This window comes from Micromonospora sp. NPDC005710 (genome assembly GCF_040630995.1).
In the GTDB taxonomy this organism is placed as follows: domain Bacteria; phylum Actinomycetota; class Actinomycetes; order Mycobacteriales; family Micromonosporaceae; genus Micromonospora.
On the sequence record NZ_JBEXYP010000028.1, the window covers coordinates 49,528 to 68,716 of the forward strand.

A 19,189-nucleotide genomic window follows, 5' to 3' on the forward strand; every position below is an offset into this window, starting at 1 on the left:
CCCCGCTGATCGGGGCAGGACCCGGTGAGAACGAAAGGAGTCAGGTTGATGTCGGTGCAAGCCGCAGTCGAACCCACGTACGGCAACTGGCGGCGACCCCGCCGGGCCGGACTCGGCCCGCTCGGTCTGGTCGGCACGGTAGGCGTCTTCGGTGGCCTGGTCGTGGTGTTGTTCGCCTCGATGATCTCGCTCACCGCGGCGGTGGTGGTGGGTATCCCGTTCCTGGTCCTGGTGGCGCCGCTGGCGGTCCGAACCCAGGACGGGCGCAACGTGTACCAGCTCATGTCGCTGCGGGTCGGCTGGTCGCAGCGCAAGTCCCGGGGTGAGCACCTGTACGTCTCGGGCCCGATGTCGGCCCGCCCGGGTGGCCGGTTCCGCCCACCCGGCCTGCTCACCCGGGTGAGCGCGCTGGAGGGCCGCGACGGCTACGACCGCGCGTTCGGGGTGTTGCACCACAAGGGACGCAACCTCTACACGATAGTGCTGCGGTGCGAGCCGGACGGCGGCTCCCTGGTCGACCCCGACCAGGTCGACACGTGGGTGGCGCTCTGGGGTGAGTGGCTGGCCCGGCTCGCCCACGAACCGGCGTTGCGGGGAGCCTCGGTCGTCGTCGAGACCGCCCCGGATCCGGGGACCCGGCTGGCGAACGAGATCCTGCCCCGCCTCGCCCCGGACGCCCCGCCCGCCGCCCGGGCCGTCATGGAGGAGGTGGTGAACGACTACCCGTCCGCCTCCTCCGAGATGAACTCCTACATCACACTCACCTACGGCACCGCCGGCGGGCCACGGCGCGACCCCGAGGACGTGGTCGCCGACCTGGCGATCCGGGTGCCGAGCCTGCTGACCGGGCTGGTCAGCGCGGGCGGCGGTGTCGCCGAGCCGTTGAGCGCCGAGCAGATCGCCGAGATGGTCCGGGTCGCCTACGACCCGGCCTGCGCCGCCGAGGTGCTCAACGTACGCGCCGAGCACGGCCACACCGGCCTGGAGTGGGAGGACGCCGGCCCGGTCGCCGCGGTGGAGGCGGTCGACGCGTACCACCATGACTCCGGCGTCTCACGGACCTGGCTGCTGACGCTCGCGCCCCGGGGCACGGTGCGCGCCAGCGTGCTGCGCACGATGCTCGACGCCTCTGACGGGACCCGCCGCAAACGGGTCGCCCTGCTCTACCGACCGCTCGATCCGGCAACCTCCGCGCGGATCGTCGAGTCCGACAGGCGTACCGCGCAGTTCATGGCGACGTCCAAGCGCGGCATGGTGCAGGCGCGGGCGAGCGCCGAGGTCCGCGCCGCCGAGCAGGCCGCCGCCGAGGAGGCGACCGGGGCGGGGCTCGTGGAGTTCTCGCTGATGCTCACCGTCACCGTCGACACCCCCGGCCAGCTCGACGACGCCTCGGTGGTCGTCCGCAACATGACCGGTTCCAGCCGGATCGCGATGCGCCCCGCCAACCGTATGCAGGCCGCGGCGTTCAGCTGCACGCTCCCGGTCGGGATTCTGCCCTGGGAGCAGACCCTGCTGCCGCACGAACTCCAGGAGGCGATGTGACAGGCGTCCGAGCCCGCTCCACCGGCACCGCGACGCGGGCTGTCGACCTCGGAGCCGGTTGGCCGACCGGCCACTCCGGCGGGTCGACGGCACTGACCGGGGTCACCGGTGAGCCGAACGGCGGCGCACCGGTGGTCCCGCCCAGGCAGCCCACGAAACGGCGGGCGCCGGCGGAGTCGACGCGCGGTTGGGCGGGCCGGGGTGGCGGCCGGGTCGGCTACCTCGACTCGCCGACGATGTGGCGGGCGACAACCGTGCAGGCGTGCGGGCTGTGGCCGTTCTCGGCCGGCTCCGGGGCGCCGATGTCAGGCGTCCCGCTCGGGCAGCACCTCTTCACAGGTGCCACTGTGTGCGGCGACCCGCTCTCCTGGTTCACCAGGGCCCGCTACATCTCGAATCCGTCGCTGTTCATGCTCGGCATGCCAGGTCTGGGAAAGTCCACGTTGATCAACCGAATGGCGGTCGGGCTGGCCGCCACAGGTGTGGTCCCGTTGGTGCTCGGCGACCTCAAGCCGGACTACGCCGACACGGTCCGCGCCCTCGGCGGGCAGGTGATCCCGATCGGGCGCGGGGTCGGCGGCATCAACGTCCTGGACCCGGGGGCGATGGGCATCGCCGCCGAGCGGATCGGTGGTCAGGCCGGCAAGGCGCTTGCCGCCGAGACCCATGGGCGGGTGCTGAACATGGTGGCCGCCCTGCTGACGATCGTGCGGGGCCGGGCGCTCGACGACCACGAGCAGGCGGTGCTCTCCGCCTGCCTCCGCCACCTGCGGGAACGTACCCCGAGCCACCGCGCCGCCCTGCTGCCCGACCTGTTGCGGGTGCTGGAGGAGGGGCCGGACCGGGTCCGCGCGGTGACCCTGGACCGGGGCCAGGAGACCCGGTACCGGGACGCGGTGGACCCGCTGCACAGGTCGCTGCTGGGCATCCTCGACGGGGCGCTGGGGGACACCTTCGGCTCGGAGACCTCCACCCGCATCGACCCCGACGCCCCGGCCGTGTGCATCGACATCTCCCGCATCGGTGAGGCGGACACCCAACTCACCGCGGCGGCGATGCTCGCGGCCTGGTCCGACGGCCTGGGTACGGTGGCCGCCTCGCACGCCCTGGCCGACGCGGGGTTGGCGCCGCGCCGCTGGTTCTTCACCATCCTCGACGAGCTGTGGCGCCCGCTGCGGGCCGCCTCCGGGATCGTCGACCGGATCGACGCCCTGACCCGGCTCAACCGTTCGCTGGGCCTCGGCGACGCGAAGATCACCCACACCCTGAAGGACGCCGAGGCGCTGGGCAGTGACTCGGACCGGGCGAAGGCCCGCGGCTTCGTGGAGCGGGCCGGCATCGTCGCCTGTGCCGGCCTGCCGATGGCCGAGATGCAGGAGCTGGGCCGGGTGGTGGGCATGTCCCGGCGGGAGATCGAGCTGGTCTCGTCGTGGTCGTCCCCGCCCGGCTGGGCGAGCACCGGGACGAACGAGGAGCCGCCCGGTCGCGGCCGGTTCCTGATCAAGGTTGGCGGCCGACCGGGCATCCCGATCCGGGTCACCATCACCGACACCGAGCGGCGGCTGCACGACACGAACCTGCGCTGGATCCAGAACGGATACGCGCAGGAGCAGGCCGCCGAGCGGGCGGCGGCCCGGATGCTGGCCTTCGAGGCGGAGGCCGAACTGGGCAACCTGGTCACCCGGCCGGAGCTGGTGACCGACAGCGAGGGGTGGTCGTCGTGAGCCGCTCGCCGGGCGGTCGTGCGCAGGGCGCCGACCTGTTCTTCTGGGCCTTCACAGTGGTGGCGTTCGCGAACGCGCTGATCTTCCTGGTGGCCTGGTTCGGTGGCACTCTCGGCGCCGCCGCGACCCTGCACGGTTGGCGCCCGCCACCGTTGACGCTCGACTCGTACGTCCTGTTGGTCGCCGGGCGCATCGGGGTGCTCTGGCCGGGCGTCGCGCCGTTCGCCGTCTACGGCGGCATGGTGGTGCTGACCGTGCTGCTCATGCTGCCGGCCTGGGTCGGCGCCCGAAAGATCATGGAGCTGCGCGCCCGCGGCAAGGGGCTCGCCGGCACGCACGAGCTGGCGTCGCTGGCGCCGGCGGGGATCGCGGCCCGCGCCCGCGAGCTGCGCCCCTCGCTGGCGGGCCTGCGGGACCTGCCGCCGGACGAGCGGGGCAACCTGCTCGGCGACCTGATGCCGAACGGGCCCGAGCTGCGCTCCTCGTACGAGGACGTCGAGCTGGACCTGATGGCGCCGCGCGCCGGAAAGTCGACAGGGATCGCCATTCCGCGGGTGCTCCGGGCCCGCGGCGCGGTGCTGCTCACCTCGAACAAGTCCGACGTGTACGCGGTGACCCGGGCCGAGCGGGAGCGGATCGGCACGGTCTGGACGTTCGACCCGCAGGGCATCGCGCACACCCCGCGCGGGATGTGGTGGGACATGCTCGCCGAGTGCGTGACGATCGAGGGCGCGCGGCGGCTGGCCGGGCACTTCGTCGCGTCGGTCAACGACGACACGACGAAGAAGGACTTCTGGATCTCGGCCGCGCAGAACACCCTCACGGCGCTCTTCCTCGCCGCCGCCCGGGGCGGGGCCACGGTTTCGGAGCTGTTGGGCTGGCTCGCCGACCCGGCCGACCGTACCCCGATCGATCTGCTCCGGGACGCCCGGATGAGCGCGATGGCCGAACAGTTGCAGGGCACCGTGCGCGGCGCGGTGGAGACCCGGGACGGCATCTACGAGACGGCCCGCCAGTGCGTGGCCTGCCTGCTCGATCCGGAGATCCTCGCCTGGGTGTCGTACGACCCGACTCTGCCGCAGTTCCGCCCGGACCTGCACGTACTCGGTCGGGACACGCTCTACCTGCTCTCCAAGGACGGCGGCGGCTCGGCGGCCGGGGTGATCGCCGGCATCGCCGACGCCACGCTGCGGGCCGGGGTGGTCGCGGCCGAGCGGATGGGCGGGCGGCTGGACCCGCCGATGACGGCGGTGCTCGACGAGGCGGCGAACGTCTGCCGGATCTCCGACCTGCCCGACCTCTACTCCCACCTCGGCTCCCGGGGCATCAACGTGGTGACGCTCCTGCAGAGCTACCGGCAGGGGTCCCGGGTCTGGGGCGAAGCCGGGATGGACGCCCTGTGGGGCGCCGCCACGATCAAGCTGCTCGGCGCCGGCCTGGACGACGCCGACTTCGTGGAGAAGGTCTCCAAGCTGGTGGGCCAGCACGACGTGAAGACGCTCAGTGTCTCGCGCAGCCGCGACGGGTCGTCGCGCTCGACCTCGTTCCGGCAGGAGAACATCCTGCCGCCGGACCGGATCCGCGCGTTGCCAAAGGGAACGGCGCTGCTGCTCGCCACCGGTGTCCGGCCGGCGGTGATCCGGCTGCGTCCCTGGTACAAGGAGCCCGACGCCGCCCGCATCTCGGCCGCCGCGAAACAGGAGGTGGCTGCCATCACCGAGCGGGCGGCCCGAAAGGCGTTCGGCGGTCGCCAAGGGACGCCGAGCCCGGTCGAGGCACCCTTCGGCCCGGCCCGCCACTGGTGAGGACCGCCGCAACGGAACACCTGCCGATTCCGGTCACGGCGCGAGGCCGGCCCGGATCGCCAGGATGGCGGCTCGTACGCGATCCCGGCTGCCGGTCTTGGCCAGCACGTTCGTGACGTGGGTCTTGACGGTGCTCATCGAGAGGAACAGGCGTTCGGCGATCTCGTTGTTGTTGAGCCCGGCGCCGATCAGGGCCAGCACGTTGGTCTCCCGCGCGGTCAGCTGATAGGCGGCCAGCTCCACGCGGATGGCCGGCCCGGTCGCGCGCACCCGTTCGAGTACGGCACCGGTGACCTCGGCGGAGAGGACCGCCTCGCCGGCCGCGACGGTGCGCACCGCGGCGATCAGGTCACGGGCGCTGGACCGCTTGAGCAGGAACCCTCGTGCGCCGGCGGCGATGGCGTCCAGGACGTACGCGTCGTCGTCGAAGGTGGTGACGACGAGGACGGCCGGGGCGTGCGGGATCGTGGCCAGTTCGCGGGTGGCCTGCAGACCGTCGAGGACCGGCATGCGGATGTCGACGAGGGCGACGTCGATGCGGGAGTCGCGACGCACGGCGTCGAGGAACTGCCGTCCGTCGGCGGCCTCGGCCGCGACCTGGATGTCGGGCTGGGATCGCAGGATCAGGCTGAAGCCGTCCCGGACCAGCTCCTGGTCGTCGGCGATCGCGACGCGGATCACGGGTTCACCACCGGCAGGTGGATCTGCACCACGGTGCCACCGCCCGGGCGCTGGCTCAGCTCCCACCTTCCACCGCGCGCGTCGACGCGCTCCCCGATGCCGAGCAGGCCCGAGCCGTTCGCGGGTGCGCGGGGTGGCCCGATGCCGTCGTCACTGACCCGTAGGCGGACGTGGTCACCGACGCGGACCAACTCCACCCAGGCTGCCGTGGCTTTCGCGTGGCGGGCGATGTTGGTCAGGGCCTCCTGGGTGATGCGGTAGGCGGTCAGCACGCCGACCTCGTCCAGGCCCGGCTCGGGGTCCACCTGCACCCGCACCGTCACGCCCTGTCGGCGCAGGGGCTGGGCGAGCAGCTCGTCGATGTCGGACAGGCGCGGCGGGGCGCTCACCGCGATCGGCGCGTTCGGGTCGCGCAGGTGCACGACGAGCGTGTCGAGCTCGCTCAGTGCGGTGCGGCCACTGCCCGCGATCGCCCGCAGCGCCGCCCCCGGGTCGTCGCTGAACTGACCCGCCTCGGCCTGCACCACCATCGCTGTGACGTGGTGGCCGACCACGTCATGCAGCTCGCGGGCCAGGTTGGTGCGCTGCTCGAGCCAGGTGGTCTGGCCGCGCAGGTCGTCCGCCTCCCTGGTGAGGGCGTAGCCGCGTGACCACGACCGCAGCAGGATCGCCAGCAGATAGCCGCCCGTCACGAAGAAGAACGGCTGTTCGTACAGCCCGCGTTCGCTGTGCAGCGCGATGGCGAGGGCGCCGGCTGCGCCGACCAGACCGCCCACCCACCCCAGCCACGGGTGTCGGGCCGGGTCCTCGCAGACCGAGAGGAACACCAGGCCGGCGGCCGCGAGGCCCAACTGCACGGACTCCCCGGTGCTCACGATCGCCACGAACCCCGCGCTCACCGCGAAGATGAGGGTTCGGTAGCGGGGGCGCAGCGCCGTGGCTCCGAGACCGACCGGCAGCACCAGCCACGCCCAGCCCGCCGGCACGGACACGCCGTCCTCGACGGTGGTGACCACCGCGGCGATGATCAAACCCACCGCAGCGTACGCGAGCCGGCGCACACGCTCGGGGTCGCGCAACCGTTCGCGGATTCCAGTCAGCACCTGCACAGTCTCCGTGACCAGCCGGAAGACCGGCCAGTACCCAGGTACCGGATCGGCCGGCACCCCGGTACCACCCTCGGGCCCAGGTCGGCACCTCGGCACGTTCCGCGCGAACGCTCATCGGGCGAACCTGCGGGGGTGACTTTCGTTGACTCCCGCGTCACCGTCTCCGTCGGCCCGCTCCGCACGGTTCCCAACTACATCACCGCTATTCGCACTGTCGCCGCGGTCACCGTAGGTATCGTCGCCCTCGTCTCCGGATCGGTGGTATTGATGGCGGTATCGTACGGTATCTACTGGATCGGCGACGTGCTCGACGGCTGGGCCGCCCGCCGACTCGGGCAGGAGACCAGGGCCGGGGCCGTCTTCGACATCGTGAGCGACCGCGCGTGCACCGCCGTACTCTGCGTGGGCCTGGTCTCCCTCCTGCCTGACGTCGCGGTCGTGGCAGTGGTCTTCCTGCTCTCCTTCCTGGTGCTCGACACCATGCTGTCGCTGGCGTTCCTGTGCTGGCCCCTGCTCAGCCCCAACCACTTCCACCTCATCGACAGGCGGGTGTGGGCAGTGAACTGGTCGCCCCCGGCCAAGGTCGCCAACACCGCCGGGGTCGTCGGCGCCATCGCGTTCGAGCAGTACCCGCTCGCACTGGGCGTGGCCGTTGCCGTCGTCGCGGTCAAGCTGTGGTCGATCACAGCGGTGGCCGGGCTGCTCGAACGGGACGGCCGGGCGTGAGCAGCCTCGGCGAGGCCGCGGTGGCGCTCGGCTACGGTGTCGCGTCAGCGCTCGTCCCGGTCGTCAACGCCGAGGCGTACGCGGTGGTCGCCGGTCAGCGTGCCGGCCACGCTCTGATCGCAGTGGTCGCGCTGGCGCTCGGGCAGACCGCCGGCAAACTGCTGCTGTTCGAGTCTGCGCGGCGCGGATCGGGGCGACTGGCCCGGGCTGTCGCGAAACGGGGCACGTCAGGTCGCGCGGCGGTTCGGGCCGCCCGGTGGACCGAGTCGATCCGGCGCTGGCTCTCCCGCCGCCGCACCGCCCTGCCGACAGTGCTGGTCTCCGCCGCGGTCGGGGTTCCACCGCTGGCCGTCGTCAGCCTCGCCGCCGGCACCGCTGGCGTTCGACGCTGGGAGTTCGTCGGCGCGTGCCTCACCGGGCGGGTGATCCGTTTCGCCCTCCTCCTCCTGCCGGCGGTGCTGGCCTGACCCTCCGGGCTCCCGTCAGAGGAGCCGACCGTCGTGGGCCAACAGGGCGATCTGGGTACGGTTGTCGAGATCCAGTTTGGTCAGGATGTGCGAGACGTGGGCCTTCACCGTCGTCACGTTCATCAGCAGCTCGGCGGCGATCTCGGCGTTGGAGCGCCCCTGTGCGATGGCCAGCACCACCTCGCGTTCCCGGGGCGTGAGCAGGGCCAGTCGCTGGTGCGCCTGCTCGTAGGACTCGGCCCCCGACGCTACCCGGCGCATGAGACGGCGCGTCACGCCCGGAGACAGCATCGGGTTGCCGGCCGCGACCGCGCGGACCGCCTGACTGATCTGCTCCGGCGGGGTGTCCTTGAGCAGGAAGCCGCTCGCGCCGGCTCGCAGGGCTCGCACCACGTGCTCGTCGGTGTCGAACGTGGTGAGCACGATGATCTCGGGTGGCCGGTGGCGGCGGCGCAGGCGCTCGGTGGCGGTGATGCCGTTGACGCCCGGCATCCTGATGTCCATCAGCACCACGTCGGGCTGGTGCCGGTCCACCGCCGTGATCGCCGTGGCGCCGTCGGCGGCCTCCCCCACGACGACGATCCCGTCGGCGCCGTCGAGCATCAGCGTGAGCATGCCCCGTACGAGAGGATCGTCGTCGACGATGACGACCCGGATCTGGCCCGTCACGTCGGCCACGGCAGCCACCCGGTGAGGTGGAAGCGACCTGCGGCGTCGACGTGGTGGGTGACGCGACCGCCGGTGAGCGCGGCCCGTTCGGCGAGGCCGATCAGGCCGGTGCCGGCGCTGCCGGGAGCACCGCTGTCGGGAGTGGTCGGATTGCTCATCGCGATGCTCAGGCCGGAGCCGGGCGCGCCGTCGAGCACCAGCCGGACCGGCTGGCCGGCGGCGTGCTTGCGGGCGTTCGTCAACGCCTCCTGCGTGATCCGGTACGCGGTGCGGCCAACCGGCGGCGGAATCTCGACCGACGGACCGAGCCTGTCGTCGACCTCGATCTGCTGCCCGGCGGCCCGCGCCTCGTCGACCAGTCGGGGCAGGTCGGTGAGGGTCTGCCCGGGCGGCGCGTCGGTCGGCGACTCGGGGTCGTCGTTACGCAGCAGGGTGATGACCTCGCGCAGCTCGTCGAGGGCGTGATGGGCGCTGGCCCGGATCACCCCGGCGGCGGCGCTGAGCCGCTCGGGCGGCGCGTCCGGCCGGTACTCCATCGCGCCGGCCGCCGCTGCCAGCAGGGACAGCCGGTGGGCGAGCACATCGTGCATCTCCCGGGCGATCCGGCTGCGTTCGGCCGCCCGCGCCTCGTCGACCCGTCGTTCCTGCTCCTGCTCGGCCCTCTGGGCCCGGTCCCGCAGCGCCGCCAGCAGGGCGTTCCGGGCCTGCGCCCAGGTGCCCCAACCGAGCAGGGCCGCGTACGCGATCGTCATCAGCACCAGCCGCCACCCGTACGGCAGGCTGGGCACCGGCCGCCAGAACGCCTGCGCTGCCTCGCCCGCCACCCCGACGGCCGCCACCGCCGCCGCGTGCCGGAACGGCCTGTTGCGGGCAGTGAACAGCACCGCGAAGCTGGCCACCGGTGTGGCCACCGGAGACAGCGCGACGAGCAGGCCGGCCAGCACACCACCGGTCCGCGGGTGGCGCAGGACCACCGGAACCAGGGCCAGAGCGGTCGCCGCCAGCGCGACGTCGACGCCGACCAGACCTGCGGAGCTGGACCGGGTGGCGGACCACAGCATGGTCGCGACGAGGGCGCCGACCGCCACTGTGGTAGCGGCCACCGGGACGTGACGCCACGTCCGCGGCGGCCTGACCTCGCACGTCGCCGCATCCACATCGCGCAGGCTACTGGGCTGGCGGCGGGCCCGACCACCTCCTTTGGTAGTACGCCGAGCCGCCGGTGGACGTACCCGCCGAGGCGTCCCGGCCGACGTGCGGGGCCCGGTCCGGTCCGCAGACTCGGGCCATGACGAACAACCTTCTCCTGGGCCGGGCGGCGGTGGCGGCCGGCGCGATCGTGGTGGCGGTGGCCGAGTTCGCGCTGGTGCACTCGGCGGCCGGCGTCGACCTGGCGGTCCGGACCGGCACCTCGACCCGGCAGATCACGGTGGCTTCGGTCGTCGTGGCCACCGCGGTCGCGGCACTGACCGGCTGGGCACTGCTCGCGGCACTGGAACGCGGCACCGACCGTTTCCGCGTCTGGTGGACCTGGATCGCTGTCGCCGTCCTGCTGCTGTCGCTGGTGGTCGGCCCACCGAGCGGCGTCGGCGGGGGAGCGAAGGCGACCCTCGCGTTGCTGCACCTGAGCGTCGGCCTCATCCTCATCGTCGGCCTGCCCCGGGCCCGTCGGGAGGGGGCGAATCGATGACCACGCAGCCTGATCATGATGGCGGTCGTCAGCGCGGGGAGTGGGTGACCGCCCGCGAGTCCACGGCGAGCACCGCGAGGGCGGCCAGCGCCAGCAGGCCGCCGACGAGCGCCAGCGGGCGAACCCCCGCCGTGGGCAGAAGGGCGCCGCCGAGCAGCGATCCGCCGGCGATGCCGGCGTTGAAGGCGATGCTGACCCCGGCCGACGCGATGTCGGTGCTGCCGGGAGCCAGGTGCAGCATCCGGTTCTGCACTGCGGAGCCGAACGCCGCGTACGCGAGGCCGATCCCGGCCAGGAACGCGACCACACCCGGCTTGAGCGCGCCGAGCGCGTACATCCCGAGCAGCGAGGCAGTGCCGATGCTCAGCGGCGTCAGCAGTGAGGCGACCGGTCGGGTGTCCAGGGTCCGGGCCGCGACAAGAGTGCCGACGACGCCTGCCGCGCCGGAGACGAACAGCAGCGGCGCCAGCACCGCGTCGGCGAAGCCGCTGACGTCGAGCAGGAACGGTGTCACGTAGGTCTGCAGGGTCATGAAACCGCCGATGCCGAGGGCGGTGGCGATCAGCAGGACGGCAAAGCGTCGCCCGTCCGGCGCGGTGCCCCGGGCGGCACCGCCGGCGGCCGGGGGATAGGACGGCAGGAGGACCAGCACCGCGGCGGCGATCACCACGCCGACCCCGGCCAGCACCGCGAACGCCGCGCGCCAGCCGGCCTGCTGCCCGAGCCAGGTGCCGAGTGGTACGCCGAGCACCGGGGCGAGCGTCGCCCCGGTCGCGAACAGCGCCACCGCCCGGCCGCGCACCGCGACCGGAAACGGCCCGATCACTGTCGCCGTGGCGACGGACCAGAACAGTGCCTGGGCGAGGGCTGTCACCAGGCGGGAGCCGGCCAGCACGGCATACGTCTGCGCGAGCGCGGCGGCGGCGTTCGCGGCGGCGAACAGGAGCATCGTGGCGCCGAGCAGATGCCGCCGGGGGATCCGTTGGGTCAGTCGGGTCAGCGGCACCGACGCCAGCACGACCACCACGGCGTACCCACTCACCAGCAGACCCACCTGTGAGCGGGACCTGTCGAGATCGGGTGCGATGCGGGTCAGCAGGCCGACGGGCAACAACTCGGTGGTGATGAACGCGAACGCGGCGAGGGAGAGCGCGACGAGCACCGCCTTGGCCCTGCGCGGCGACACCTGCGGTGTCATGGCCACCCCCATTCCAGGGCGTCACCGTAGTTGAGGGCCCGGTTCCCGCTGCGGGCGCGGGCCTCGGCGGCAGTGCACCGGATCGGCTGGCCGGGCCGGTCGCCCAGGCTCGGTGGCCGGTCCTCCGGTCAGGATCGTCTCCGAAACGGGGCCAGGACGGCGCGGATCTGATCGGCCGCACCCCAGTCGTCGGTGAACTGGGCCAGCACGGCGAGGTGCTGGCGTAGCTGGATGACGGGCATCCGAGCCTCCCAGTCAGCGTCGAGCGAGGTCAGCTCCGCGTAGACCTCGAACATCCGTCGCGCCTCGGGCGGGGGCGAGGTGGACCACACGTGGGCGAGGTCGACCTCGGCCCACAGGTACGACACCGCCGGGTCGATGAGCGCCGGCTCGTCGTCCGCTGTGGCGAGGATGTTCTGCGCCCACAGGTCGCCGTGCGTCAGACACGCCGGACGCTCCGGCAGCAGGTCGGGAAGCCGGTCACAGAGCCGCTCCAGCGCCGCCCGGTCCTCCGTGTCGAGCGCCGCCTCGACGCGGGGCTGGTCCAGCCAGCGCAGCAGCCGGTGCTCCGCGAAGAAGGCGAAGCCGTCGTCGTTCCAGGTGTTGACCTGTCGGCGGCGACCCAGCCAGTTGTCGTGGTGCCAGCCGAAGCGGGGATGGGTGGTGCTGAGGTGCAGGTGGGCGAGCAGGTGGGCGACCTGCACCCAGAAGGCCTCGCTCCGTGGCCGGGGGCGCAACACCGACAGCACCAGTACGTCCCGACCCGCCAGGATCACCTCGGGCGTCGCCACACCCCCGAGGTCGCGCAGGGCGGCCAGCCCTTCGGCCTCGGCGACGAAGACGTCGTCGGCCGGCGATTCGGCGAAGGCCTTGACGAACACCGTCGGGGCGTCCCGGCGGGTGGCGATGCCCGCGAGCGCCGCGAGCCCACCGCTGACCGGCTGCACCGCGACGACCTCCGGCATGCCGGCCAGGTGCAGACGCTCCAGCAGGGTCATATCCGGTGAAGGTCGTCCGGCACTGTGGCAGCTCTTCCGATCATCAGAACTGGTCGGCGAGCTTCGTCAGCTTGCTGACGTACGCCGGCCAGTCGTAGCCGTCAGGGAGGCTCGTGTTGTTCTGCCGGAGGCCGACCGCCGTGTCGTGCTGTTCGCGCATGATGTCGGCGTGCCCGGCGTGCCGGGCCAGGTCGCAGGTGACGTGCGTGATGATCTGCTGAAGCGTCACGTCCTGTCGACCTGGCTGCCACCACGGCACCTGCCCCGGCGCGTCGAGCGGGAGCTGGTCGATCGTCTGGTCGGCGAACGCGCCGACCCGCCGATAGAGGTCGATCAGCCCGTCCTTCGTCTCGTCCTCGCTGGCGTAGAAGTCGGTCTGCGGATCCTCGTCGTACGCGGCCAACGGGACCAGTTCGTCGGGCGTCGGGAAGTCGCGGCCGAAGGTGGGCCCGAAGTAGCCGGCCTCGACATTGAGGCAGTGCTTGATCACGCCCAGCAGGTTGCTGCCGGTCGCCGTGCGGGGGAGTCTGACCTCGCGTTCGCTGAGCCCGTCGAGCTTCCAGACGAGGTCCTCGCGGTTCCTCCGGAGGTAGTCGTGCAGCACTGACTTCGCATCGCTGAGATCGGCCATGCCGGCCAGTCTCCCCTATCCGCCGAGGCCCCGCGCACCCTCGGCGGGCCGGTGCCGGTGCACCGGCCCGCCGATCGGATCGACCTGTAGGGGGGCGTCAGCTTCCGGTGCAACTCGCTGTGGTCCCGCTGCCGCCGCCGGTGCCCTGGAAGCCGAAACTGGTGGCCTGACCTGCGGCGAGTCCTCCGTTGTAGCTCTGGTTAGCGACAGTGACGGTCCCGCTGGTGCCGCTGCTGACTCCGTTCCAGAGCGAACTGACCGACGTGCCGCTCGGCAGGGTGAGGGTGACTCGCCAACCGGTCAGCGCTGCCGTTCCCGCGGTGACGCTGACGTTGGCGACGAACCCGCCGTTCCACTGGTCCTGGACGGAGTAGACAGCGGTGCAGGTGGGGGTCCCGCCGGTCGGCGGCGGCGTGGTGGGCGGCGGCGTGGGCGGCGGCGTGCCGTCGTCGAGCGTCAGGTTCTTCTGCTGGACGCTCCACTGGCTGCGGCACAGGCCGCAGTCGGCGCCGACGAAGGTACGGCCGGCGGTGGTGTCACCCTTCAGGCGCCACTTGAGGTAGAGAGTCGCCACCCGGCCGAACTCGCCGCCGTTGGGCTGGTCGTACGTGCCGCCGTGCCCGACGTTCAGGTTGCCCATGAAGGCGGGCAGGGTGGCGGGCAGCTTGCCCCAGTCGTCGATCGCGTTCGGGTAGGCGATGTCGCTGGGCCCGCCGACGAAGTAGGCGATCGGTTTGGTCAGTCTCCGGAGCTGGTAGTCGTCGGCGTCGTTGAGCAGACCGCTGCTGAAGATGCCGGTCGTGGTGACGCGTGGATCGTTCGAGACGGCGTACGCCTCGAGACCTCCGCAGGAGAAGCCGGCCACGGCGACCTTGCTCGTGTCGAGCTTGTTGAAGTACTTGCTGCCCGTCCGGGAGTTTTCCGCCACCGCCCAGTCGATGGACTGGGTGAGCATCTGGGAGTTGGTGGAGCCGGAGCCGTTCGGGGCGCCGTTGGCGATGGCGAGGAAGCCGTGGGAGGCGATCTCGCGGAGGAAGTTGCCCTGGGAGAGGCCGTTGGCCGAGCAGCCGCCGTTGCCCCACACGAGGATGGGCAGGCGTTCGGCGAGGAGCGTCTGCGGCCGGAAGATGGTGTGGTTGGCCAGGGTGGCCGAGGTTTCGTAGTCGGCGGGATAGGGGCCGGAACCGCCGATGGCGGCGGACGCCGGTGTCCCGCCGAGCGCCATGATGACGGAGGTGATCGGGACGATGGCGGCCGCCAGCCCCGCGTAGATCTTTACTCGCCTTCTCATTGGATCCTCCAGGAACAGTCACTGTGGCGCTCCCTGCGGTGGCGGGTGTATCACTCGCGCCCCGACGACAGTGGTCAGCGCTGGCCACGGATCTGGTCGACGTGGGCGTCCAGCGACCCGGGCGGCGGCCGTGCCCCCGGCCGCCACTGCCCGCTCGATCAGCGTCGGCGACCGCCCGGCTGCGGTCCCTACCGGCGATCCGATGGGAGCTGTGTGCAGTTACTATCACTGTCGCAATGAAAAGTGTCAATGTCGTACTGGCTCTGACCGGCCTCGACGTCGTCAGCCGGGGGAGTGGGCTGCCGCCGTACTCCCGCCGGTCGGCTCGGGGTTGGCGGGGTTGGTCGAAGCCTGGAAATGGGTGATCCACGAGGCGGCATCCGGCCAGTGCGGCGTTGCCACCTGGACCAGACGCGCCTGAGCGAGAGAGCCGAGCGCGGCGTGGATGTCCAGGAACGTCTCCCTGGCCTCCTGGCGAGGCCAGGGTTGGGGCAGGAGGTGCGGGGGAAGATCCGGGTCGATGTCCGCGAACCTCCGCCAGGAATCCATCGCCGAGGTCCGCGCCACGAGCGCCCGGGTGGCATCCACCGCACCGCTGCGCGCGGCCGCCCGCAGCTCCGCGTACTGCGCGACGAAGCGTGAGTACGCGGCGGCGAGGCTGGTGAGGTCGTACGCGGAGGCCGGCCCGTGCGGTCCCGACTCATCCTCGAACCGGGCCTGCAGGACCGACCATCGGGCACCCTCGACGGGGTGCAGCAGTTCGCCCAGCGCCTCCCGCACCGGAGTGGCGTCGGATCCCGGCCGGATCCACACGCTGTCGTACAACCCCACGAACCCCAGTGCGGTCAACGACCTGCGGAGCGCATGACGGGACGCCTGGCCGGCGGTCGGAATCGAGAACGAGGCCAGCACCCACTCGCCGGTCCAGGGCGCCGGGTGGGAGCCGAAGTTCAGGAAATGTCGCATCCGGGAGCGGTGCTTGGCGATCGCCTGCGGCGTGAGGTGGTAGACCGGTGACCGTCCGTTCCTCCGGGTCGCGATGAGACCACGCTTGACCAGCCGGGACAGCGCGGCACGGGCACTGGGCTCGCTGACCCCGAACTCCCGCAGGATCGCGATGACCGCTGTCGACGGCAGGTCGGCGTCCGAGGAGTCGACGTACTCGCCGAGCACTGTCGTCAGCAGGTGCTGCGGGCTCGACCCGGCCTGGGCCCGGGGCACTCGGACGTCGTCGGCGTTCACCGCACCAGACTGCCGCACCGGGGTGCCCACGGCTCGTCAGGTGGGACGGGGGCAGGGCGCCGTCGAGGGCTGGTGGAGGCACTATCGTTCTGGCGTGCACATCCGTTTCGACGTCCCCGCCGATCCCGCCTACCCGGGCCGGGTGGCCGCTGCGCTCGGCAATGCCCGGCTCCGCAGATTCGGTTACATCGGCGCGGTCCTGGCGGCGGTCGGGGTCATCGGCCTCGTCGTCTCGCAGGGGCTCGGGTGGGGCGAGCGGAGTTCGCCGCTGTGGACCGCGCTGCTCGTGGCCGGCGTGCTGTCGATGCTGTACCGGCCGTGGGTGTTGGCCCGCGCCCGACGTCGCTCGGGGAGCTACGCCGTCGAGGGCGCCTACGACATCACCGACGACAACATCATGATGCGTAGCGGCTCGGAGTCCGGCGGCATCGCCTGGGACGGGGTCGCCCAGGTGCGGGACGCCGGAGAGTTCTGGGTCGTGTACGTCGGCCGGATGCCGGCGACGGTGATCCCGCGTTGGCTGATGTCCGCCGAGGATGCCGAGACGTTGCGCGCCCACCTGACCGACCGAGGGTTGCTACCCCGTCGGTGAAGCCGGCCGCCGGGGGGCGCTGAGGAGCGCCTCGTACCGGTAGAGGTCATCGCTGGTGCCGGTGTGCCGGAAGCCGGCACGTTCGAGGGTCCGCCGGGAAGCGACGTTGTCGCCGGTGGTCTCGGCGACGACGCGCGAGAGTCCGTGGGTGGTCGCGAGGTCGAGCAGGGCGGTGAGCGCCTCCGCCGCATAGCCGTTTCCCCGGGCGGAGGGGACCAGGCCGTAACCGACCTCGATGCACCCGTCGTCCGGCTGACCCTTGAAACCGATTCCCCCGATGGCCTTCCCGTCGGCGATCCGGGTGATCCGGTAGTGGCCGAAGGGACGTCGGTCGCCGTAGGCGGCAGAGGCGGCGAGAAAGCCCCTCACGCCGATGACGTCGCCGTCGAAAGGGAAGTCCTCGGCCCAGTCGTCCCCGGCCCCGGCACGCCGTCCGACGATACGTTGACCCTCCGCGGTGTCGATGGAGTGCAGACGCAGTCGGGGCGTACGAAGCTCGCTCACGGGCAACAGCGAATCAGCCCTCACGAAACGGCACAAGCCGATTTGTGCGCCTGGCAGCGGCCGGTTTCGCGGAATCGACCCTCCGTGTCCGCATCCGGGCCCCGGACCGTCTGCGGCTGCCTATCCTCGACGGGGATGCACCAGTTCGAGTGGTGGCCGTCGGCCCGACGGCTCACAGGAGGCCGTCATGAGCAGCACCGATCGACCGGAGGGGATCAGCCCCACAGCCGTGGAGTCGGCACCAGGGTTGTGGCGGATCGATCTGCAACGCCACGACCTCAGCATTCCCGGCCGGGAGGTCATTCAGACGCGGGTCGAGTTCACGCCTGACTCGCCGCCGTTCAAGCACTTTCACCCGGGCGAGGAAATCATCTGCGTCCTGCAGGGGACGCTCGAATATCGGCTTGAGGGGCAGCCGCCCATGGTGTGCAATCCCGGCGACGCGCTCACCGTCCCATACGGTGTTCACCACCAGGCCCGCAACATTGGTGAGGGCATCGCTGTCGAACTTGCCACGTACGTCGTCGAGAAGGGGAAGCCCCTTCTCACCAAGGTGGAGTGATCTCCGCGGGCCGGTGATGAATCACCGCCAAGAGGGCGGCCGGGGTGTATGCGCTCGGCTGGCCGTCGCCCGCCAGCAGCCGGCGGGGGACCGCTCCGGTGTAGCCGCCGTCGCCGCCGCGTGCCTGTCGAGGTGCTTCTCGCCGGCGAGAACGAACTGCCCGCCATGGCCCGCCGCATGATCGCCGAGGCACCTGTCGCTCACCTCAGCGGGGGCCGGACACGGCAGTGAGCGGCATACCTTTGGGGTATACCGCTCACCAGCACATCGACCCCGACGGGACGGGGCCCGGCGCTCAGCCCAGGTACTTCTCCCACGGGCCGGTGATGGCCAGGGTGAGGCCCGGGTCCTGCATGTTGACGAAGAGCACCTTGCCGTCCGCGCTGAAGGTCGGCCCGCAGAACTCCGAGTCGTTGAGCTGGTTGCGGGCGATCGCGTACGTGGGCCCGCCCGGGATCGTGCTGAGCACGTGCGAGGCGCCGGAGCCGTCCTCGGCGAGCACGAGGCTTCCCCACGGGGTGACCGTCACGTTGTCCGGGCTGTCGAAGGTGATGTCGGTGTACCTGACCGGCGTGCCCTCCTCGGACTGGGTCTGGTGCGGGAAGTACGTCACCAGCTGGATGGTCTGGTTCTTGAAGTGGTAGAACCAGACCATCCCGTCGTGCGGTGCCGCGTCCGCCGGCAGGTCACCCTCGTCCCAGGCGTACGAGTTGACCACGTACACGCCCTCGTCGGTGGCCCAGACACCCTCGAACTTGCGCCCGCGGGTGACCTGGCCGTCGGCGAACTGCTCGCGCACCGATGTGGTGCGCGCGTCGCGGTCCGGCACCTCGATCCAGCGGACCGGGAAGGGGCGGCCCAGCTGGGCGGAGGTCAGGTAGGCGACATCCGGCAGCACCGAACCGTCGTCCATGATGATCTGCATCGCGGCGAGGACGCCGGCGTTCGGTGCGAGGCGGGTGAGCACGCCCGGGCCCAGCTTGACGCCGTGTGGCGCCGTCCAGCGGTAGAAGAGGCCGTTGGGTTCGTCGGCGTCCTCGGACAGGTACACCCGGGTGCGGTCCTTGTCGACTGCCACTGCCTCGTGGGAGTAGCGGCCCAGGCACTTGATCGGCTTCGGGTCGGCGCTGCCGTCGGCCCACACCTCGAAGACGTAGCCGTGGTCCTTCTGGTAGACGCCGGACCGGCTGCCCTCTTCCCACGTGTCGCCGGCCCGGTCCTCGGTCTCCTCGCAGGTCAGCCAGGTGCCCCAGGGGGTCGGCCCGCCCGCGCAGTTGGAGATGGTGCCGGAGAGCGCCACGAACTCACCGAGGTTGCGGCCCGCGAGGTCCGTCTTGATCACTGTGCAACCGCCGGCGTCGACGGCTCCCGCGTCGTAGACGGTTCCCTTGACGTGCGGCACGCCGAACTCGGCGCCGGGGTCGATCTCGTGGTTCTGGATCAGGGTGTACCGGCCGTGGCCCGCGTCGTAGACGGCCATGCCGTCGTGGTCCGACGGGGTGGTGCCCTGGCCACGGTCGAGCCGGGTGACACCGGTCCGGGTGACCACTTCGTAACGGAAGCCCTTGGGCAGAGCCAGAATTCCCTTGGGGTCGTCCACGAGCGGCGGGAAGGGCACAGTGCCGGGCTTCACCGGCGGGTGCGGCCGGGCCGGGCTGGCCTGCGCCAGGGACGGCAGGCCACCTGCGACGGCAATGCCGACGCCGGCGGCGGCGCCACCGGCGAGAAAGGTACGACGAGACGAAGGCACGTGGATCA

The 19,189-nt window shown here is 71.8% G+C and carries 19 protein-coding genes; 8 read left to right on the forward strand and 11 right to left on the reverse strand.

The genetic code is table 11. The annotated features are described in order from the left end of the window. The first annotated feature begins 48 nt into the window (after nucleotides 1–48). Genes ABZ406_RS27830 through ABZ406_RS27840 form a run of 3 tightly spaced genes read left to right on the forward strand, consistent with a single transcriptional unit; the run spans nucleotide 49 to nucleotide 5,071 of the window. A complete protein-coding gene (locus ABZ406_RS27830; RefSeq protein ID WP_357767692.1) occupies nucleotides 49–1,542 on the forward strand; it encodes an SCO6880 family protein in 1,494 nt (497 codons plus the stop codon). Then, a complete protein-coding gene (locus tag ABZ406_RS27835) occupies nucleotides 1,539–3,266 on the forward strand; it encodes an ATP/GTP-binding protein (protein WP_357767695.1) in 1,728 nt (575 codons plus the stop codon). The genes ABZ406_RS27830 and ABZ406_RS27835 overlap by 4 nt, the downstream gene beginning before the upstream one ends. After that, nucleotides 3,263–5,071, forward strand: coding sequence for a TraM recognition domain-containing protein (locus ABZ406_RS27840; RefSeq protein ID WP_357767698.1), 1,809 nt, complete (start codon nucleotides 3,263–3,265; stop codon nucleotides 5,069–5,071). The genes ABZ406_RS27835 and ABZ406_RS27840 overlap by 4 nt, the downstream gene beginning before the upstream one ends. A 33-nt stretch (nucleotides 5,072–5,104) precedes the next feature. Here ABZ406_RS27840 and ABZ406_RS27845 read toward each other — a convergent pair whose 3' ends face one another. Then, complete coding sequence (locus ABZ406_RS27845; RefSeq protein ID WP_357767701.1) at nucleotides 5,105–5,752, reverse strand: response regulator transcription factor; 648 nt, start codon at nucleotides 5,750–5,752, stop codon at nucleotides 5,105–5,107. Beyond that, nucleotides 5,749–6,855: an ATP-binding protein gene (locus ABZ406_RS27850; RefSeq protein ID WP_357767704.1), complete on the reverse strand. Its 1,107-nt coding sequence runs from the start codon at nucleotides 6,853–6,855 to the stop codon at nucleotides 5,749–5,751. The genes ABZ406_RS27845 and ABZ406_RS27850 overlap by 4 nt, the downstream gene beginning before the upstream one ends. A gap of 138 nt (nucleotides 6,856–6,993) precedes the next feature. On the opposite strand from ABZ406_RS27850, the gene ABZ406_RS27855 reads away from it, so the two are divergent. Together ABZ406_RS27855 and ABZ406_RS27860 are read left to right on the forward strand one after the other, a co-directional pair. After that, nucleotides 6,994–7,587 (forward strand): CDP-alcohol phosphatidyltransferase family protein, encoded by a 594-nt coding sequence (locus ABZ406_RS27855; RefSeq protein ID WP_357767707.1) that lies wholly within the window; start codon nucleotides 6,994–6,996, stop codon nucleotides 7,585–7,587. Beyond that, nucleotides 7,584–8,054, forward strand: a complete 471-nt coding sequence (locus ABZ406_RS27860; protein WP_357767710.1) for a VTT domain-containing protein — start codon at nucleotides 7,584–7,586, stop codon at nucleotides 8,052–8,054. The genes ABZ406_RS27855 and ABZ406_RS27860 overlap by 4 nt, the downstream gene beginning before the upstream one ends. Before the next feature lie 15 nt (nucleotides 8,055–8,069). Here the strand turns inward: ABZ406_RS27860 and ABZ406_RS27865 are convergent, their stop codons facing one another. Then, nucleotides 8,070–8,732, reverse strand: a complete 663-nt coding sequence (locus tag ABZ406_RS27865; protein ID WP_357767713.1) for a response regulator transcription factor — start codon at nucleotides 8,730–8,732, stop codon at nucleotides 8,070–8,072. Next, nucleotides 8,720–9,826, reverse strand: a complete 1,107-nt coding sequence (locus tag ABZ406_RS27870) for a histidine kinase (protein ID WP_357767716.1) — start codon at nucleotides 9,824–9,826, stop codon at nucleotides 8,720–8,722. Before ABZ406_RS27870 ends, ABZ406_RS27865 begins: the two co-directional genes overlap by 13 nt. A 185-nt stretch (nucleotides 9,827–10,011) precedes the next feature. Between ABZ406_RS27870 and ABZ406_RS27875 the strand changes: the two genes are divergently transcribed. Beyond that, nucleotides 10,012–10,413 (forward strand): DUF6069 family protein, encoded by a 402-nt coding sequence (locus tag ABZ406_RS27875; protein WP_357767719.1) that lies wholly within the window; start codon nucleotides 10,012–10,014, stop codon nucleotides 10,411–10,413. 28 nt (nucleotides 10,414–10,441) lie between these two features. Here ABZ406_RS27875 and ABZ406_RS27880 read toward each other — a convergent pair whose 3' ends face one another. The 5 genes from ABZ406_RS27880 to ABZ406_RS27900 form a co-directional block, all read right to left on the reverse strand. Further along, nucleotides 10,442–11,611, reverse strand: coding sequence for an MFS transporter (locus tag ABZ406_RS27880; RefSeq protein WP_357767723.1), 1,170 nt, complete (start codon nucleotides 11,609–11,611; stop codon nucleotides 10,442–10,444). A gap of 128 nt (nucleotides 11,612–11,739) precedes the next feature. Beyond that, nucleotides 11,740–12,609: a fructosamine kinase family protein gene (locus tag ABZ406_RS27885; RefSeq protein ID WP_357767726.1), complete on the reverse strand. Its 870-nt coding sequence runs from the start codon at nucleotides 12,607–12,609 to the stop codon at nucleotides 11,740–11,742. Between the two features lie 43 nt (nucleotides 12,610–12,652). After that, nucleotides 12,653–13,240, reverse strand: a complete 588-nt coding sequence (locus ABZ406_RS27890) for a DinB family protein (protein WP_357767729.1) — start codon at nucleotides 13,238–13,240, stop codon at nucleotides 12,653–12,655. A 97-nt stretch (nucleotides 13,241–13,337) separates the two neighbouring features. Further along, entirely contained in the window at nucleotides 13,338–14,531 is a 1,194-nt protein-coding gene (locus tag ABZ406_RS27895) for a cellulose binding domain-containing protein (protein WP_357767732.1), read from the reverse strand. Between the two features lie 282 nt (nucleotides 14,532–14,813). Then, the gene (locus ABZ406_RS27900) at nucleotides 14,814–15,773 is read right to left on the reverse strand and encodes a PaaX family transcriptional regulator C-terminal domain-containing protein (RefSeq protein WP_357767735.1); all 960 of its coding nucleotides are present in this window, start codon (nucleotides 15,771–15,773) and stop codon (nucleotides 14,814–14,816) included. 94 nt (nucleotides 15,774–15,867) lie between these two features. On the opposite strand from ABZ406_RS27900, the gene ABZ406_RS27905 reads away from it, so the two are divergent. Then, nucleotides 15,868–16,365 (forward strand): YcxB family protein, encoded by a 498-nt coding sequence (locus ABZ406_RS27905; RefSeq protein ID WP_357767738.1) that lies wholly within the window; start codon nucleotides 15,868–15,870, stop codon nucleotides 16,363–16,365. Here the strand turns inward: ABZ406_RS27905 and ABZ406_RS27910 are convergent. Beyond that, complete coding sequence (locus ABZ406_RS27910; protein ID WP_357767741.1) at nucleotides 16,351–16,869, reverse strand: GNAT family protein; 519 nt, start codon at nucleotides 16,867–16,869, stop codon at nucleotides 16,351–16,353. The genes ABZ406_RS27905 and ABZ406_RS27910 overlap by 15 nt on opposite strands. 187 nt (nucleotides 16,870–17,056) lie before the next feature. Between ABZ406_RS27910 and ABZ406_RS27915 the strand changes: the two genes are divergently transcribed. After that, nucleotides 17,057–17,431, forward strand: coding sequence for a cupin domain-containing protein (locus ABZ406_RS27915; RefSeq protein WP_357767744.1), 375 nt, complete (start codon nucleotides 17,057–17,059; stop codon nucleotides 17,429–17,431). A 295-nt stretch (nucleotides 17,432–17,726) separates the two neighbouring features. Here ABZ406_RS27915 and ABZ406_RS27920 read toward each other — a convergent pair whose 3' ends face one another. Further along, complete coding sequence (locus ABZ406_RS27920; RefSeq protein ID WP_357767746.1) at nucleotides 17,727–19,181, reverse strand: alkaline phosphatase PhoX; 1,455 nt, start codon at nucleotides 19,179–19,181, stop codon at nucleotides 17,727–17,729. Nucleotides 19,182–19,189 lie beyond the last annotated feature (8 nt).

Coding starts and splice junctions, on each gene's coding strand:
- ABZ406_RS27830 (WP_357767692.1), top strand. CDS start 49: ATGTCGGTGCAAGCCGCAGTCGAACCCACGTACGGCAACTGGCGGCGA.
- ABZ406_RS27875 (WP_357767719.1), top strand. CDS start 10,012: ATGACGAACAACCTTCTCCTGGGCCGGGCGGCGGTGGCGGCCGGCGCG.
- ABZ406_RS27880 (WP_357767723.1), bottom strand. CDS start 11,611: ATGACACCGCAGGTGTCGCCGCGCAGGGCCAAGGCGGTGCTCGTCGCG.
- ABZ406_RS27885 (WP_357767726.1), bottom strand. CDS start 12,609: ATGACCCTGCTGGAGCGTCTGCACCTGGCCGGCATGCCGGAGGTCGTC.
- ABZ406_RS27890 (WP_357767729.1), bottom strand. CDS start 13,240: ATGGCCGATCTCAGCGATGCGAAGTCAGTGCTGCACGACTACCTCCGG.
- ABZ406_RS27895 (WP_357767732.1), bottom strand. CDS start 14,531: ATGAGAAGGCGAGTAAAGATCTACGCGGGGCTGGCGGCCGCCATCGTC.
- ABZ406_RS27915 (WP_357767744.1), top strand. CDS start 17,057: ATGAGCAGCACCGATCGACCGGAGGGGATCAGCCCCACAGCCGTGGAG.